This window comes from Novosphingobium sp. P6W (assembly GCF_000876675.2).
Classification (GTDB): domain Bacteria; phylum Pseudomonadota; class Alphaproteobacteria; order Sphingomonadales; family Sphingomonadaceae; genus Novosphingobium.
The window spans coordinates 1,151,347-1,167,500 of the sequence record NZ_CP030352.1; the positions used below are offsets into that span (position 1 = coordinate 1,151,347).

Below are 16,154 nucleotides of genomic sequence, written 5' to 3' on the forward strand. Positions count from 1 at the left end.
TGCTAAACGCCGCCATGCAAGGCGCGGGTGGCGGGGCCGTGTCTGAAAATCCTGTGCTTGGAGGAAATTCAAGGTGTTGAAGATTTCGATCCGCGGTGTGGTAGCCCTCTCGCGCGCGGTCCTGAAGGTTGCCATCCCGGCTTTCGCGGCCAGCCTGCTGATCGCCGGGCCCGCGCGGGCCGATTTCTCGGATGGCTACAAGTTTCTCGAAGCGGTGAAGAAGAAGGAAGGCGACAAGGTCGAGGAGGCGCTGATGAAGTCCTCCGGGATCGTGAACTCCAAGGACATAACCACCGGCGAAACCGCGCTGCACATCGTCACTGCCCGCCGCGACCTGACCTGGCTCAACTATCTCATCGCCAAGGGCGCCAACGTCAACGGCGCCGACGACCGCGGCCGCACCGCGCTGGAACTTGCCGTGAACCTGGGCTGGCGCGAAGGGGCGACGGTGCTGCTCGAACAGAAGGCATCGCCCGATCCGTCGAACGACGCGGGCGAGACGCCGCTGATCTTCGCTGTCCACCGCAAGGATGCGAACATGATGAAGGCGCTGCTCGAAGCCGGCGCCAATCCCGACCGCTCCGACAATTCCGGCCGCAGCGCGCGCGATTACGCCAAGCTCGAAGGGGGCGGCCAGAACCTGCTCGCCACGATCGACAGCTATGCGAAGAAGAACGTCAAGTCGGCCAAGCCCGTCTATGGCCCGACGTTCTGAGGCTTTGGTCATGACGCAAGATGCCGCAACCCTCGACGAACTGCGCCGCCGACTGGCGCCTGCCATCGCCGATGCCGCCGTTTTCGACGGCTGGTCCGCGCAGGCTGTGGCGCAGGCCGCCGCCGCAACCGGGATCGATCCCGAACTGGCCGCCTTCGCCTTTCGGGACGGCGGCATGGCGATGATCACGGCATGGATCGACCATGTCGACTGGACCATGGTCGGCGCGGTGACGCCGGCCGCCCTTTCCAACCAGCCGATCCGCGAACGTATTCAGCGGCTGGTATGGGCCCGGCTCGAAGCCGTCGCCGGACGCGAGGAAGCGCTGATCCGCGCACTCACGATCATGGCGATGCCGCAGAACCTCGCCGCTTCGACGCGGCTGGGGTGGCGCAGCGCGGATTCGATGTGGCGGCTGGCCGGTGACAAGGCCACCGATTACAACCACTACACCAAGCGCGCGATCCTGGGCAGCATCTATGCCGCCACGCTCCACGTCTTCGCCCGCGACAAGAGCGAAGACAAGGCCGAGACGCGCGCTTTCCTCGACCGCCGCATCCAGGGCATCATGCGCTTCGAAAAGGCCAAGTCGCAGCTATTGCGCAAGCCGGACGAGCGTTTCAGCATGACCCGCCTGCTGGGCCGGATGCGCTACCCCGCGCGGTAAGGCGCCCGGTTCCGCCCGCTGCCGAGCAGGCGGACCGCCCGTCTATCGTTGGCCGCGCCGGGCAGAGCGTGAACCCGGTGCGACCCCGCGCTTTGCCGTCCGTGTTTCCCGAAGCTTGCGATCCGGCAAACGCACGTTTCAGCTAATGCGATCCAGTTGCAAACTGCGGCGTAATCTGGCAGCGCGTCGCCATGACCTTAGACCTGCTTCCCATCGGCCAGGGCGCGCGCATTGTCGCTGTCGACTGGTCTGCTCTCGTTCAGGAAGAAGCCCGGCGCCTGCGCGCGCTGGGGCTTGAGGAAGGGGCCCGTATTTCCGTCGCGCACCGGGGCATCCTGGGCGGACGCGATCCCATCGCCATCACCGTGGGCCGTATGACCGTGGCCGTGCGCCGCGCCCATGCCGCCGCCATGGAAGTCGAAGTCCTGGAAAGCACTGGTAAATGAGCCGTCAACGCAAAGTCGCACTGGTCGGCAATCCCAATGCCGGCAAAAGCGCGCTGTTCAACGCCCTGACCGGCGCCCGCCAGAAGATCGCGAACTATCCGGGCGTCACCGTCGAACGCAAGTCGGGCCGCTTCGTGCTGCCCACCGGCGAACCGGTGGAGATGACCGACCTTCCGGGCGCCTACGGCCTCGACCCGACCAGCCCGGACGAGGAAGTGACCTCCAAGGTCATCCGCGGCGCCTTCGAGGGCGAGGCGATCCCCGATGTGCTGGTGATCGTGCTCGATGCCTCGAACCTGGAACAGCACCTCGTGTTCGCGCAGGAAGTGCTGGCGCTGGGCAAGCCCAGTGTCATCGCGCTCAACATGGTGGACCTGGCCGAACGGGACGGGCTGGTGCTCGATCCTGCCGTGCTGGCCGAGGAACTGGGCGTGCCCGTGATCTCGACCGTGGCGGTGCGCCGGCGCGGCCTGGCCGAACTGGGCGAGGCGATCGCCAATGCGGGGGAGCGCCGTGCCGGCCCCGGCCTGACCGACATCGGACCGACCGAGCGCCGCGTTGCCGCCCACGCCATGGCGGGCGCCGCGATCCTGTCCGAATCCCGGCAGTACCGCCTGCATGCCAGCCTTGATCGCCTGCTGCTCAACCCGTGGCTGGGCCCGCTGATCCTGCTGGGCATCCTGTTCGTGGTGTTCCAGGCGGTGTTCGCCTGGGCAACGCCTTTCGCCGATGCGCTGGAGGCCAGTGTAGGCTGGCTGCACGATACCGTGAAGGCAACTCTGCCGGAAAGCCTGCTGCGCGATCTCCTGACGGACGGCGTGATCTCGGGCGTCGGTTCGGTCATCGTGTTCCTGCCGCAGATCGTCATCCTGTTTGCCTTCATTCTGGCGATGGAAGCCTCGGGCTACATGGCCCGCGCCGCCTTCCTGATGGACCGGATGATGGCGGGCGTGGGCCTTTCGGGGCGCAGCTTCATTCCGCTGCTGTCCAGCTTCGCCTGCGCCATTCCCGGCATCATGGCGACCCGTTCCATCACCGATCCCAAGGACCGGCTGACGACGATCCTGATCGCGCCGATGATGACCTGCTCGGCGCGCCTGCCGGTCTACGCGGTCATCATCGCCGCCTTCATCCCCAACAACAATGTCGGTGCCGGCGTGGGCCTTCAGGGCCTGGTACTTCTGGTGCTGTACCTTGCCGGTGTGCTGGGGGCGATGGCGGTAGCGCTGCTGATGCGCAGTTCGATGACCAAAGGTGCGGCCTCGGGCTTCATCATGGAAATGCCCAAGTACCAGATGCCCCGTCTCAAGGACATGGCGATCGGCCTGTGGCAGCGCGCCTGGATCTTCCTGCGACGCGCCGGAACGATCATCTTTATGGTCACCGTGGTGCTGTGGCTGATGCTCAACTTCCCGAAGGCCGGGCCGGGCGAAAGCCAGGTCGATGCTTCGATCGCGGGCAAAGTCGCCAGCGCGCTGGCCGTGGTGGTCGAGCCGATCGGCTTCAACCGCGACATGGCCCTGGCCCTGATCCCGGCGATGGCCGCGCGCGAAGTCGCGGTTTCCTCGTTGGCGACGACTTATGCGGTCGACGCCGGTGACAACGAGGACGAGCAGGCAGCGGAGTTGGGGGACCAGCTCAAGGCCCGCTGGACGCTGCCGATGGCGCTGGCGTTCCTGGCGTGGTTCGTCTTCGCCCCGCAGTGCATGTCGACGATCGCGGTGACCCGGCGCGAAACCAATGGCTGGAAGTGGCCGACGTTCATGCTCGTCTACCTGTTCGTGCTGGCTTATATATCGGCAGGCGTGACCTATTGGATCGCGGTGGCGGCTGGGCTGTAGACAACCGGCGCATCTGACTCGCTCCGGCCACCGCCTTTCGCTACCCCGTTCGCCAAATTCAGATACGAAAGCGATTCCCCATGGCAGGCAGCGTCAACAAGGTCATCATCGTGGGCAACCTGGGGGCCGACCCCGAGGTAAAGTCGTTCCAGAACGGCGGGCGCATCGCCAACTTGCGCATCGCCACGTCCGAAACCTGGAAGGACAAGGCCACCGGAGAGCGCAAGGAGCGTACCGAGTGGCACTCGGTCGTGCTCCAGTCCGACGGTCTCGTCGGCGTGGCCGAGCGCTTCCTGAAGAAGGGCTCCAAGGTTTACATCGAAGGCCAGCTGCGCACCCGCAAGTGGCAGGACCAGAACGGTAACGACCGCTACACCACCGAAGTCTCGGTAGGCGGCATCGGCGGCGTGCTGACCATGCTTGACGGCGCCCAGGGCGGCGGCGGTGGTGGTGTTGGCGGCCAGCGCAGCGGCGGTGGCGGCGGCTGGAACGAAGGTGGTTCCTCGGGCGGCGGACGTTCGTCGGGCGGCGACGACTGGGGCCGCAGCGGCGGCTCGTCGGGCGGCGGTTCCTCGGGCGGAAGCGAGTGGGGCAAGACCGGCGGTTCGTCGGGCGGCGGCTTCGGCGACGATCTCGACGACGATATCCCGTTCTGATCCAGCCCTTGCAGGTCGCCCGCTACGAGAACGTGTAGCGGGCGACGTAGCCCATGTGGTCTGACAGCGTATCGGCGCCGTTTCGCGTGCCGAAGGGTACTTCCAGATCACGCAGCCGCATCGCGCCCCTGGCGCCGGAGCGGTAATACAGCTTGTCCTTGCCGCGATCGCGGATCGCCGCCAGGTCTGCCTGAAGATCGGGCGAGCAGGCGGCGCAGTCGACGCTTTCCGTCGCCTCGCGCCCTCCGGCGACGAGACCGCGCACTGCCGCGATCCGCGCTTCATCCTTGCCGATGTTGAAATCACCGCCAAAAATCAGGTCTGTCCCTTCGTCCACGTTGGCGCGGATGAAGGCGCGTGCGGCGCTGGCCTGGCGGGCGAAAGCGGTGTTGGCCCGCTTGATCGCAACGCCGGAGGCTTTGCGCGAATTGAAGTGCGTATCGGCGATGGCGACGGGGCGGCCGCGCCCCGGCACCGCGATCCACGCCACCAGCACGCCCTTGGCCGCTAGGCAGTCGAAGCCCGCGCACATCCCCTCGGGAAATGCCATGCGCCGCGTTTTGACGATGGGATGATCGGACAGGATAACCAGCCCGCTGTCGATCCACCGACCCACCGTCTCGCCGCGCAGCCAGGACGCTTCGTGGGCGAAGTCGTCGGCCTTGTCGCGGCTTCCGGCCACGGGATCGTCAATGCCCGAGCCGATGGCGACATGGGCATAGCCTGCGCGCCGGGCGATCTCCTTCGCTTCGGGAATGAAGGCTTCCTGCAGCACGATCACGTCGGGTTGCCGGCCCGAGCGGCGCAGCTTGCGCAGCCGCTCGGCGATCTCGGAAAGCGCCTCGGCGCGGCCGTGGGCCAGCGGGAAGGGCAGGCCCTTGACGTTGAAGGTCATCACCGAGAGGACCCCGTCGTCCCGCACGGCGGCGACAGGCCATTCGGGCGCTGCCGCCGGAGACGGGCGCGACATGTTCAGGACGATGAGGGCCGCGGCCCCCGCAATGGACATCTTGGTCAGGTGCTTCACGCGAGTCGATCCCCCCGGACTTCGCAGCATGGTCGCTACGCAGGCCTCTAGGGGGCTCGTGTGAAACTGCTATTGCGGCGGCGTGAAAGTCTTGTGGCGGTTTGCGAAAACCGCCGGAGCCCGGAGCCCTCAGCCCTTGTCCAGCTTCAGGCCTTTGAGGGCGGCGAACGGCCCCTGGTCTTCTGCCTTGCCCATGACGGTATTGCGCGCGGTATCGGCATCGGGGCCGGTAAGGAACGGGTCGATCGCCAGCCCCAGGCTCTGCGTCACCGCCTCGCCGATATCGAAGTGGGTGCCGGAATATTCGATCTCGTCGTAGTCCTCCGCGCTCAGTTCCACTTCCTCGTCGGGCGAGTAGATGGTGGTTTCCGGCACGAACCGAAAATAGAGCGGCTCGTCGACCGAAACGTCCATATCCTCGGCCGAGACGGCGCAGGACTGCACGAAGTCCGCCTGCAAGCGCCCGCGCGCCTCGACCACGCGGTCCTGCCGGTGAAGTTCGAGGTCGGCTACCAGCCGGTCGATCCGCACCAGCGAAAAGCGCTTGGCGATGGCAGCGCGTTCGGCCTCGCCTGCTTCGAGGTGCGGGGCCTTGCCTTCGGCCTGGCGCACGTCGAGCGAGAGGGAGAATTCGGGCCGGGGCCCGGCGGCGGAAATGGGTGTGTCGCTCATCGTTCGATCCTGGCGTTCATGATATCTTCGTCCGAAAGCGCGTCCAACTGCGCGTGGAGGGCGCGTACTTGCGCGGCTAGGTGCGTCCTGTCCGCCTTTTCGGTGAGGGTTACGTTGCGGTCCAGCACGGCGATCAGCGCCGTATCGTCCAGCGGCAGGGCTTCGCGAAGCGCACCGATGCGCCCGCCCAGCACGCTCATCAGCTTGCCCATGCGCTTGCCCACGCCCAGATCGCCCACGCCCGACTGGCGCAGCTGGCCGTCCATGTCCTCGACGAACAATTCGGTCAGCCGCACGGAAGGTTCGATCAGTGCATCATCGGCCGCCTTGTCGCGCTCCATGCGCAACATGACGAGCGCCAGGACCAGCGTTACGGCATCGAAGCGGCCCGGCACCGTGTCGGCAATGCCGCCTGCCGCATACCAGGGTTTTTCGCGGGCGATCTCGACCACGCGGTGCCACAGCGGGCGCACTGCGCCGCGGGTATCGGAACGCTTGCCGAGCAGGCGGGAGATCAGGGACACGGGCGAGGTAGGCCTTTCGTTCGGGGCATATTCGTTCAGCGGCAATTCAAGCGGTCGGCCCCAACGCCCATTGCGCGGGCGCATCAGGGGCCTTAAGGCCATTGGGCGATATATGGGTCTGGTGGCTGCTGGCAATGGCCGGTGCCGTTCTGCCTTACGTTTTGGAGTGTTGAAATGCGCAAGGTGAGCCTCAAGGCTAATGGGGCGAAGCTCGCCGTGGCAGGCATGGCTGCGGCGCTTGTCGTGCTGACGGGCGGCTGCACGTCGGTCAGCGACCATCGCGGCTACCTGATCGACCAGGCGCTGATCGATTCGGTCCAGCCCGGCATCGACAACCGCATGTCGGTGGAAAAGACCCTCGGCCGCCCGACCTTCGAAAGCCAGTTCGGCCAGAAGGACTGGTACTACGTCTCGCAGACCGTGAAGACCCCGCCCTTCCGCCGCGCCCGTACTGCGGAGCAGACGGTGATGCGCGTGCGCTTCGATCCCGCCGGCAACGTCGCCGGCGTCGACAAGCGCGGCATCGAGCAGGTCGCGAGCATCAGCCCCGACGGCCACACCACGCCCACGCTGGGCCGTCACCGCAGCCTGCTGGAAGATCTGTTCGGCAATATCGGTGCGGTTGGCGCCGGTGGCGGCTCGGGCGCCGCACCGCAGGGTCCCGGCCCGAACGGCAGCTGATCCGGGTGATCTGGTGGTTGCGACTTGAACCTTGCAGCCACCGTCATATATCCCCGGCATGAACAGCAACGGGGCTAGCCACGGCCTGATCGAGTGGCACGGTACGACCATCATCGGTGTGCGAAAGGGCGGCAAGACCGTCATCGCCGGTGACGGTCAGGTTTCCATGGGCAACACCGTCATGAAGCCGAACGCGCGCAAGGTGCGGCGTATCGGTGCCCATGACGAGAATGGTGCTGGCAAGGTCATTGCCGGTTTCGCCGGCGCGACCGCCGACGCCTTCACCCTTTTCGAGCGCCTGGAACGCAAGCTGGAACAGCATCGCGGCCAGCTGATGCGCTCCGCCGTCGAACTCGCCAAGGACTGGCGCACCGACAAATACCTGCGCAATCTCGAAGCCCTGATGATCGTCGCCGATGCCGAGACGCTGCTGGTGCTCACCGGCAATGGCGACGTGCTTGAACCCGAAGGCGGCGCCCACAGCCAGATCACCGCGATCGGCTCGGGCGGCAATTATGCGCTGGCCGCTGCCCGCGCCATCGACGCTTACGAGGAAGACGCCGAGACGATCGCGCGCAAGGCCATGCAGGTCGCCGCCGACATCTGCGTCTTCACCAACGACCGCGTGACGGTCGAGACGGTCTGAGGGTGACCACCATGAACGACAATCTCACCCCCAAGGCGATCGTTGCTGCGCTGGATGCGCATATCATCGGCCAGAACGACGCCAAGAAGGCCGTCGCCGTCGCGCTGCGCAACCGCTGGCGCCGCCAGCACCTCGATGCGGACCTGCGCGACGAGGTAACCCCCAAGAACATCCTGATGATCGGCCCGACCGGCTGCGGCAAGACCGAGATCAGCCGCCGCCTGGCGAAGCTGGCCGACGCGCCTTTCGTGAAGGTGGAAGCGACCAAGTTCACCGAAGTCGGCTATGTCGGCCGCGATGTGGAGCAGATCGCTCGCGATCTCGTCGAAGAAGCGATCCGGCTGGAAAAGGAACGCCGCCGCGAATCGGTGCGCGAGGCAGCCAGCAAGGCGGCGATGGACCGCCTGCTCAACGCGCTTGTCGGCGATGGAGCTTCCGAAGCCACCCGCGCCGCCTTCCACCAGCGCATCACCGAAAACGCCATGAACGACACCGAGGTGGAACTAGAGGTCGAGGACAGCCCGTCCTCGCCGATGGAGATCCCTGGCATGGGCGGTTCGGTCGGCATGATCAATCTGTCGGACATCATGGGCAAGATGGGCGGCAGCCGCATGAAGCGGCGCAAGATGAAGGTGCCTGACGCCTGGGACAAGCTGGTCGACGAAGAGTCGGAAAAGCGCATGGACCAGGACGACGTCGCCCGCGTTGCGCTGTCGAACGCGGAGGCCAACGGCATCGTTTTTCTCGACGAGATCGACAAGATCGCCGTGTCCGACGTGCGCGGCGGTTCGGTCAGCCGTGAAGGCGTGCAGCGCGACCTGCTGCCGCTGATCGAAGGCACCACCGTCGCCACCAAGTACGGCCCGATGAAGACCGACCACGTCCTTTTCATCGCCAGCGGCGCCTTCCACGTCGCCAAGCCCAGCGACATGCTGCCCGAACTTCAGGGCCGCCTGCCGATCCGGGTCGAGCTGCAGGCGCTGACCGAGGAGGACTTCGTGCGGATCCTGTCTGAAACCCGCGCCAACCTCATCGCGCAGTACAAGGCGCTGCTCGGCACTGAGGAAGTGACCATAGAAGTGACCGCGGACGCGATCCGCGAAGTCGCCCGCATTGCCGCGCAGGTCAACGAAAGCGTCGAGAACATCGGTGCCCGCCGCTTGCAGACGGTGATGGAAAAGCTGCTGGAAGAACTCAGCTTCGAGGCCGAGGATCGCAAGGGCGAGACGGTGACGATCGACGAAGCCTATGTGCGCGCCAAGCTGGAAGGCCTGGCCAGCAACGCGGACCTGTCGAAGTACATCCTGTAACGGCATTTTCCGGTCACGGGTGAAGAGGGCGCGGGCGTGATGCTCGCGCCTTTTTTGTTCATTGAATGTTCTTATAAGTAGGCTAGGCTTCGGGGGAAGGAGAATCGCAGTGAAACTTGAAGGTGGATGCCAGTGCGGCGCGGTGCGCTACAGCGTCGAGGGTGAGCCTGAGCACGTCGCGCTGTGTCATTGCAGCGATTGTCGCAAGTCGACCGGGGCGCCGACCGTGGCGTGGGGGGCGTTCAAGACTGCCGAGTTCGTGCTGACCAAGGGAGCAGCAGCGGTCTACAATTCAAGCGGGGCGTCCATGCGCCATTTCTGCGCGACATGCGGAACCGGGCTCTATTTCGTCAACGAGGAGTACCTGCCGGGCCTCGTCGACATCCAGGTCGCGACGCTCGACGATCCTGACGCCCTGTCGCCTCAGGTGCAGATCCAGGTGGCCGAACGGCTCGGCTGGATGAAGGACCTCGCGGCTTTGCCCGAGTTCGAGCGTTTTCCGGGGTGAGTGAAAGCACCGTCCTGGCCCGGCTGGAACTGGACCGGGACGGCGCATGCCTTTACCCGCGCCTGGCGTGTGCGCAGCTTTCCGATTTCGAGGCCGTCCTTGCAAAATGGCCAGACGGGCGCGCCGGGGTACGTATCGCGGGCGATCCCGGCCTTGCGCGGTTGCTGGGGCAGGCGGGGCCAGTCGGTGGCGCTGTCTGCCTTGTCCTCGGGCCAGATGCCCGGCCGGTCAGGGCAGTGCTTTTCGACAAGAACGACCGCGCGGATTGGGCGCTGGGCTGGCATCAGGACCGCACCATCGCGGTGCGCGCAGTTGCCGAAGCGGACGGCTTTGGCCCTTGGTCGGTCAAGCAGGGGATCACTCATGTCGAGCCGCCTTTTGCCCTGATTGAGGCGATGTTGACCGTGCGTATCCATCTCGATCCGGTGGACACGGATAATGCGCCTCTGCTCATTGCGGCGGGATCGCACCGCCTTGGCCGGGTGCCTGCTGCGGAGGTGGACGGCGTGGCGGCCGGGTTGACGGTCCATGCCTGCCTTGCGGAGATGGGGGATGTCTGGGTCTATCGCACCCCGGTGCTGCATGCCTCGAATGCCGCACGGCCCGGCAGGCGGCGGCGGGTGTTGCAGGTGGATTATGCGAGGGGGGACTTGCCAGCGGGGCTGGAGTGGCTAGGCATCTGACATCGGATTGAGGAACATCCTGCAATGTACCAGACGCCTGAAGATCGCCCAGTATATCGCCTTCTCACCGGCGCGGACGACCGCGCCTTTTGCGAGCGGGTGTCCGAGGCACTGGCGCAGGGATGGCGCCTTTACGGTTCACCGACACTCGCCTGGGACACGGCGGAAAATTGCATGAAGGCGGCGCAGGCCGTAGTCTGGCACGAAGCCGACGTGGTCAAGTGATGGCCTGATCCGGCTGCTGCTTCGTTTCTGTCTGGATATCCCGCAGAGCGCGGGAATCCCGGGCGGCGTCGGCGATTATTGTCGGCGGTTCCTGCCCGTCCTCCGCAGATGTTGACTGCGACGGCACGGCGATCGGAATGGCAGCGAGCGGGCTGGCGGCCAGCATAAGCGAGCCAATACCCACCAGAAACGGCTTCATTGGTCTGGAACCTCTGGCAACGATAGTGTCATCAAGCCAAACAGCCGAGCGGGGCGCCGGTTCCCGCCAGCGCCGCCGGTATGTGCGCCTGCAAGCTTCGCCGCGATTGCCGCACGGCCTGCAGGGTTTCGGGTTGTTCCCTCGTGGATGGTTAGTCAGCCTGCCGATGTTTCGCACATCAGACTTGGGAGAACACCATGTTCCGCAGGATGATGGCCCTATTGGTCATGACTGCCCCCGCGGCGCCGCTTGCGGCGCAGGATATCGCTCCGATCATTTCCCCCGGACAAGCGGCGGAGGGCATCTTCAACCGTTCGCGCATGGAGGAACAGGCGCGGCGGCAGCGTGAAAGACAGACTGCTCAGGCGGCCAGACCCGCCGCGCTGACGCCTCAGGATATCGCCCGCCAGAAGCGCTTCTGCGATAACCGCCCCGCGCTGCGCGAGAAATACGGCGCCGACGATGCCAGGATGCTGAAGCTGGATTCGCTATGCGAAACGGCGGGGTACTGACGGCTCACTCCGCCGCCTCGGTCATCGCTTCGGCTTCTGCTGCCTGGCGCATCCACATTTCGGCGTAGAGACCTTCCCGGCGCAGCAACTGCGCGTGAGTGCCGCTTTCGGCGAGGCGGCCCTCGTTCAGCACGAGAATCCGGTTCGCATCGGCGATCGTCGAAAGGCGATGCGCGATCGACAGCGATGTGCGGTGCTCGGCCACGCGGTGCAGCGTCGCCAGGATGTCTTGCTCGGTGCGGGTGTCCAGCGCGCTGGTGGCTTCGTCTAGGATCAGGATCGGCGGGTTCTTGACCAGGGTGCGGGCGATGGCCACGCGCTGCTTCTCACCGCCCGACAGCTTCAGCCCGCGCTCGCCCACTTCGGTGGCGAGGCCCTTGGGCAGGCGTTCGATCAGGCCGGTCAGCGCCGCACCTCGTGCGGCGGCGTCGATCTCCTCCGCGCCGGCACCGTCACGGCCATAGCCGATGTTGTAGCCGATGGTGTCGTTGAACAGCACCGAGTCCTGCGGCACGATGCCGATCGCGGCACGCAGTGAGGCCTGCGTCACTTGCGCGATATCCTGCCCGTCGATCAGGATGCGGCCCGATTGCGGATCGTAGAACCGGAACAGCAGCCGAGCGAGGGTGGACTTGCCCGCGCCCGAAGGGCCGACGACCGCGAAAGCCTCTCCGGCCGGCACTTCGAAGGACAGGCCGTGCAGGATCGTGCGGTCGGGGTCATAGCCGAACACGACATTGTCGAAGACGATGGAGGGCTGGCGGATCATCAGTGCCGGGGCGCCGGGGGCGTCGGGTACCTCGACGGCGGTGTCGAGCAGGCGGAACATCTCGGCCATGTCGATCAGGCCCTGGCGGATGGTGCGATAGACCATGCCGAGCATGTCGAGCGGGCGGAACAACTGCGTGAGATACGTCTGGACGAAGACCAGCTGACCCGCAGTGTACTGGCCCTTGTACCAGCCCCACACCGTCCACCCGAGGGCGCCGGCCATCAGCAGGTTGATGACCACGCCCTGCACGATGTTGAGCATGCCCAGCGAGTTCTCGCTCTTCACCGCGGCCACGGCGTAGGCGCGGGTGGCCTGCGCATAGCGGTCTGCCTCGCGCGCTTCGGCGGAGAAGTATTTCACCGTCTCGTAGTTCAGCAGCGAATCGACGGCGCGCGACAGGGCCTGCCCGTCGAGCCGGTTCATCTGTTCGCGCAGCTTGGAGCGCCACTCGGTGATCGTGCGCGTCACCCAGATGTAGACGGCGATGGCGACGGCGGTGGCGATGACCAGCCCGGGGCCGAAGTTGATGTAGAAGATCACGCCCACCACCAGCAGCTGCAGGATGGTCGGGGCGATGTTGAAGAGCATGAAGTAGAGCATCGTGTCGATGCTCTTGGTGCCGCGCTCGATGGTCTTGGTGACCTCGCCGGTGCGGCGCGCCAGATGGAAGCGCAAGGACAGGCGGTGCAGCTGGCCGAAGACATTCTCCGCCAGCGCGCGGGTGGCGTCCTGGCCAACCCGCTCGAACACGATGTTGCGCAGGTTGTCGAACAGGGTCTGCAGCAGGCGCCCCGCAGCATAGCCCAGTACGACCAGCATCGCGAGTTGCAGCAGTTTGGGGCCGGTCGTGCCCATCAGGTCGACCGCCCACTTCATCAGGTAAGGCAGCACCAGCTGCGTGCCCGTGGACAGCAGGATGAATACGCATGCCCAGATGATCCGCCACCGCAGGCCCCGGTCATTCTCGGGCCAGAGGTAAGGCATGAAGCGCAGGAGGGTGCGCCAGCCGTCATGGCGTGCGGTGGAATCGGAAACTGCGGTATCTGGAGGCATCGGCGCTATGTAGGGAAGACGCGGGCTGAAACAATCGGGAAACGGCGGGGAACGTCGGCCTGCCTCACAACGGGGCGGCGATCATTGGGGCTCGACCAAGTCGAACAGCACCTTGCGCGTCGAGAAATCGATGGCGATCCGTTTGAAGGCGCGCAGCTCCCTCATCCCGAGGAAAATCGCCGGGCGCTTGTCCAGCTTGAGTTCGCGAAAGGCGGGCGCATCGGCATAGGCGATCAGGACGTTGGCCACGCCGATATGGCCCAGTTCCAGCTTCCCGGCCACGGCAAGGTCGACCGGCAATTCCTGGCCCGTGACGCTGGCGAGCGTGCCTGTCATCCTGTCCTGAGAACGCGATTTGCGGGCAAGCGTGCGTTGCAGCGCGCGGTTGCCCACGGTACCGCTGGCCCCGGTGTCGATAACCACGTCGGTCCGCACGCCGTCGATCATCGCGTCGGTCAGGATCAGGCGGCCCGAGCGCCGCTTGGCCTGGACGATGATCTCGAAATCGCGTCTTCCGCCAAGCTCCTTCGGATCGCCGATGCTGATGGTGTTGTGGGCAAAGTCCAGCAGCACGCGTTGGTGTTGCAGGCTGTCGGTGCCCAGAATGCCGTCGGCGCCCATGTTCTGCCGTTCCAGCAGCGGCACGGTGAGATCGTAGAACGAGCGCGGCCCGATATCGATGGAATCGATCTGCGCGGTGGCGACGTCGTGCACTCCGGCAATGCCGACGACGCGCACCTGAGGTCCCATCGCGAGGCCCAGTTTTCCGGCAAGCGCGGTGGAGACGACCGTGCGCTGCGAGCCCGTGTCGATCAGGAAGCGGTAGGGCCCAAGGCCGTGGACCGCGACGTCGATGGTCATGCGGGCATGCAGATCCATTTCGGCCTGCACCGTGTCGGCGGGCGTTTCGGGGCCGGTGATCGGGCCGGGCGTAGCGCCCAGGATCACGGGGTTGGCGATCAGCATCGCCAGGGCCAGGCTTATTCCCGACATCGCATCCTCCCGGCGAGGTGCGGCCTCGCCTGTTTCTTATCGCTGGAGGAAATCTATCACGAAATTACGCGAAGCACTATAATTTGTGCAACGATCGTGCGCTGACAGACAGTACCTATTCGCGCAGCATTCCGGCTTTCACAAAGGCCGCGCGCAAGGGTTCGTCGGGGGTGAAGCGGGCCGGGTCATGGTCGACCGCGTCCCAGCGGTTCTCTTTCCAGCCTTGCGAGATGCCGCGCATGTGGGCGTAGGCGAATTCGGAAGATATCCGCCGGTTGGCCCGCGCGCCGAACAGGTTGTGGACGGACCAGCAATGCTTCACGCGGTTCGCCTTGCGCGGCACCGCGCACCACTTGGGCGGGCATTCGTCGGTTTCCGCGGCGTCGCGCAGCCAGAAATCGCCGTGCAGGCCTTGTCCGCGCGGCACCGCGTGTGGCGTGGTGGCGCTTACCCAGCGACCTTCGAACTTGATGAAGCCGCGCCGGCTTTGCTCGGTCGCCGCGAAGATCGATGTGTTTTGGGGGGACAGCACCAGTTCGTCGATATCGACATTGAGCACGCTGCGCGCCTCGCCCAGAAAGCGGAACCGCGCGTGCTGGAGCGAGCCGGTCTGGCAGTAATCTGAATCCCAGGGCGTTTCCGCGCCGTCCACCGCTCCGGCCATGCCCCCTTGCGGGCCATAGGCAAACGGCCAGTCCACCACCTCGGTGACGAGGGCGGGGAAGGCTTCGCACAGGGAAGCGCGCAGGTCGTCTGAGGCATAGTCGGTCGAGCCGTTGTCGTAGAGCAGCACTGCGTCGGCGCCGTGCACGGCGACGTAGAAGCGCACCCAGTCGAGTATCCAGGCGATGTCGTTGTTGCGCGAAAGCGTGTGCAGCACCCGCCGCCCGGCGAAGCGCGCGCTCAGGTTGGGCTGGACGGCGATCTCGTAATGGCCGAGCGGTCCGTCGAGGACGATGCGGTCGGCATCCTCGCGCACCCAGTATTCGCTGCTGCGGTTGCGCTCGATCAGGCGCGCGCGGGGAAACAGGCCGTGCAGGCGTTTTGCGAAGTAGCCGCTTTGCTCTGCCGGTTCGCGCAGGTTCAGCAGGGGAGGGCCCTGGAACACCACGCGGCGCCCAACGCGGTAAACGTCGTAGAACAGCGTGTCCCAGTCGAACTGCCCCGCATAGGCGGAATTACGCAGTTCTGGTGGGCGAGGGGGCACGCGCCGGACCGGGCTGTCAGCAGCGATGCGGCAGGTCGAAAGCGGGGTCATCAAATCTTTCCGGCAAGGTGCGGACGAAGCCGCGCGGCCAGCGGGCGCAGCGGCGGCAGGGCACAGGCCATGCCCAGGATTTCGTCGAGAGCAGGGTGGCGTAGCACGGCCAGCGCGGCAAACCAGCACAGCCCCCCCAGCGCCACGGCGACAAGCAGCGCCGGGAAGCCGATGCTGGCCGGTCCCGCCCAGAAGGCATAGACCAGCGCGAGCGGTACGATCGCGGCGACGGTCGCCAGCGCGCTACGCATATAGATGGCGAACAGGCCGCGCACGTCGAACCGGACGAGGTGGTGCATGAACCCGGCATAGATCGCCAGCCAGCCCACCGCATAGACAAGCCGCGATGCCGCCGCTCCCTCGACGCCGCCCAGCCATGCGCCGCCCGCAAGCAGGATCAGCGAAAGCACTGTGTCGGCGACGTTGTAGGCCAGCAGGCGGTTCATCTTGCCGAGCAGGATCGGTATGTCGCTGACCAGCGGAAGCGCGACGAGCAGAATCTCGGTCAGCGAGATCATCGTCAGCAGCGGGGCGACGCCCATCCAGTTCTCACCGTAGAGCAGGCGCACGATCGGCTCGGCCGCCAGCGCAAGGCCTGCCATGCCGGGCCATACCACCGCCGAATACCCCGCGCAGACCCGCAGATAGGGCGGGCCGAGGTCTTCGCCCCGGTCGCGGATACGCGCGAAGGCCGGGAAAAAGACACTGCCGATAGCGCCCGAGATCAGCGTGCGGAACTGGTCGGAAAGGCTGGCCGCACGGCTGT

Annotated in this window: 20 protein-coding genes (1 of these 20 running past the window's edge); 12 read left to right on the forward strand and 8 right to left on the reverse strand. The window is 65.8% G+C overall.

All coding sequences use genetic code 11. The features are described from left to right. Positions 1-73: 73 nt before the first annotated feature. The 5 genes from TQ38_RS05545 to ssb all read left to right on the forward strand — a co-directional run bounded on the left by TQ38_RS05545 (position 74) and on the right by ssb (position 4,325). Entirely contained in the window at positions 74-715 is a 642-nt protein-coding gene (locus tag TQ38_RS05545) for an ankyrin repeat domain-containing protein (protein WP_082057786.1), read from the forward strand. A 10-nt stretch (positions 716-725) separates the two neighbouring features. Further along, complete coding sequence (locus TQ38_RS05550; protein WP_043976849.1) at positions 726-1,382, forward strand: COQ9 family protein; 657 nt, start codon at positions 726-728, stop codon at positions 1,380-1,382. Between the two features lie 191 nt (positions 1,383-1,573). After that, positions 1,574-1,828, forward strand: coding sequence for a FeoA family protein (locus TQ38_RS05555; protein ID WP_043976851.1), 255 nt, complete (start codon positions 1,574-1,576; stop codon positions 1,826-1,828). Further along, on the forward strand, positions 1,825-3,669 hold the full coding sequence (locus TQ38_RS05560) for a ferrous iron transporter B (RefSeq protein ID WP_043976853.1): 1,845 nt from the start codon (positions 1,825-1,827) through the stop codon (positions 3,667-3,669). The genes TQ38_RS05555 and TQ38_RS05560 overlap by 4 nt, the downstream gene beginning before the upstream one ends. Positions 3,670-3,749: 80 nt before the next feature. Further along, complete coding sequence (gene ssb / locus TQ38_RS05565) at positions 3,750-4,325, forward strand: single-stranded DNA-binding protein (protein WP_043976854.1); 576 nt, start codon at positions 3,750-3,752, stop codon at positions 4,323-4,325. A gap of 22 nt (positions 4,326-4,347) precedes the next feature. Here the strand turns inward: ssb and TQ38_RS05570 are convergent, their stop codons facing one another. From TQ38_RS05570 to TQ38_RS05580, 3 genes are all read right to left on the reverse strand, one after another. Then, positions 4,348-5,352 (reverse strand): endonuclease/exonuclease/phosphatase family protein, encoded by a 1,005-nt coding sequence (locus tag TQ38_RS05570; protein ID WP_052505829.1) that lies wholly within the window; start codon positions 5,350-5,352, stop codon positions 4,348-4,350. A 129-nt stretch (positions 5,353-5,481) separates the two neighbouring features. Continuing rightward, positions 5,482-6,024 carry a DUF177 domain-containing protein gene (locus tag TQ38_RS05575; protein ID WP_043976855.1) on the reverse strand — a complete coding sequence of 181 codons (543 nt, stop codon included), beginning with the start codon at positions 6,022-6,024 and terminating at the stop codon, positions 5,482-5,484. Beyond that, positions 6,021-6,548 (reverse strand): ubiquinol-cytochrome C chaperone family protein, encoded by a 528-nt coding sequence (locus TQ38_RS05580; RefSeq protein ID WP_043976951.1) that lies wholly within the window; start codon positions 6,546-6,548, stop codon positions 6,021-6,023. The genes TQ38_RS05575 and TQ38_RS05580 overlap by 4 nt, the downstream gene beginning before the upstream one ends. 174 nt (positions 6,549-6,722) lie before the next feature. Between TQ38_RS05580 and TQ38_RS05585 the strand changes: the two genes are divergently transcribed. The 6 genes from TQ38_RS05585 to TQ38_RS05610 all read left to right on the forward strand — a co-directional run bounded on the left by TQ38_RS05585 (position 6,723) and on the right by TQ38_RS05610 (position 10,601). After that, on the forward strand, positions 6,723-7,229 hold the full coding sequence (locus tag TQ38_RS05585) for an outer membrane protein assembly factor BamE (protein ID WP_043976857.1): 507 nt from the start codon (positions 6,723-6,725) through the stop codon (positions 7,227-7,229). Positions 7,230-7,287: 58 nt separating this feature from the next. Further along, entirely contained in the window at positions 7,288-7,875 is a 588-nt protein-coding gene (gene hslV, locus TQ38_RS05590) for an ATP-dependent protease subunit HslV (protein WP_043976859.1), read from the forward strand. 11 nt (positions 7,876-7,886) lie between these two features. After that, on the forward strand, positions 7,887-9,185 hold the full coding sequence (gene hslU / locus TQ38_RS05595; RefSeq protein WP_043976954.1) for an ATP-dependent protease ATPase subunit HslU: 1,299 nt from the start codon (positions 7,887-7,889) through the stop codon (positions 9,183-9,185). Between the two features lie 109 nt (positions 9,186-9,294). Next, entirely contained in the window at positions 9,295-9,693 is a 399-nt protein-coding gene (locus TQ38_RS05600; protein WP_043976861.1) for a GFA family protein, read from the forward strand. Beyond that, positions 9,690-10,376, forward strand: a complete 687-nt coding sequence (locus tag TQ38_RS05605; protein WP_240197971.1) for a phytanoyl-CoA dioxygenase family protein — start codon at positions 9,690-9,692, stop codon at positions 10,374-10,376. The genes TQ38_RS05600 and TQ38_RS05605 overlap by 4 nt, the downstream gene beginning before the upstream one ends. A gap of 24 nt (positions 10,377-10,400) precedes the next feature. Further along, positions 10,401-10,601 carry a DUF1737 domain-containing protein gene (locus tag TQ38_RS05610; protein WP_007683556.1) on the forward strand — a complete coding sequence of 67 codons (201 nt, stop codon included), beginning with the start codon at positions 10,401-10,403 and terminating at the stop codon, positions 10,599-10,601. On the opposite strand, the gene TQ38_RS05615 is transcribed toward TQ38_RS05610, so the two are convergent. Then, the gene (locus tag TQ38_RS05615) at positions 10,594-10,800 is read right to left on the reverse strand and encodes a hypothetical protein (RefSeq protein WP_043976864.1); all 207 of its coding nucleotides are present in this window, start codon (positions 10,798-10,800) and stop codon (positions 10,594-10,596) included. The genes TQ38_RS05610 and TQ38_RS05615 overlap by 8 nt on opposite strands. 227 nt (positions 10,801-11,027) lie before the next feature. Here TQ38_RS05615 and TQ38_RS05620 point away from each other — a divergent pair, with 227 nt between their 5' ends. Then, a complete protein-coding gene (locus TQ38_RS05620; RefSeq protein ID WP_162792213.1) occupies positions 11,028-11,312 on the forward strand; it encodes a hypothetical protein in 285 nt (94 codons plus the stop codon). Between the two features lie 4 nt (positions 11,313-11,316). Here the strand turns inward: TQ38_RS05620 and TQ38_RS05625 are convergent, their stop codons facing one another. The 4 genes from TQ38_RS05625 to TQ38_RS05640 form a co-directional block, all read right to left on the reverse strand. After that, positions 11,317-13,137, reverse strand: coding sequence for an ABC transporter ATP-binding protein/permease (locus TQ38_RS05625; protein WP_043976867.1), 1,821 nt, complete (start codon positions 13,135-13,137; stop codon positions 11,317-11,319). A gap of 81 nt (positions 13,138-13,218) precedes the next feature. Next, entirely contained in the window at positions 13,219-14,130 is a 912-nt protein-coding gene (locus TQ38_RS05630) for an aspartyl protease family protein (protein WP_043976869.1), read from the reverse strand. A 115-nt stretch (positions 14,131-14,245) separates the two neighbouring features. Further along, positions 14,246-15,388 carry a hypothetical protein gene (locus TQ38_RS05635; protein ID WP_043976871.1) on the reverse strand — a complete coding sequence of 381 codons (1,143 nt, stop codon included), beginning with the start codon at positions 15,386-15,388 and terminating at the stop codon, positions 14,246-14,248. Continuing rightward, on the reverse strand, positions 15,388-16,154 hold the 3' portion of the coding sequence (locus TQ38_RS05640) for an oligosaccharide flippase family protein (protein ID WP_240197972.1). Its footprint extends 751 nt past the window's final position; 767 of the gene's 1,518 nt are visible here — the last part of the coding sequence; its start codon lies beyond the right edge, outside the window; its stop codon occupies positions 15,388-15,390. Before TQ38_RS05640 ends, TQ38_RS05635 begins: the two co-directional genes overlap by 1 nt.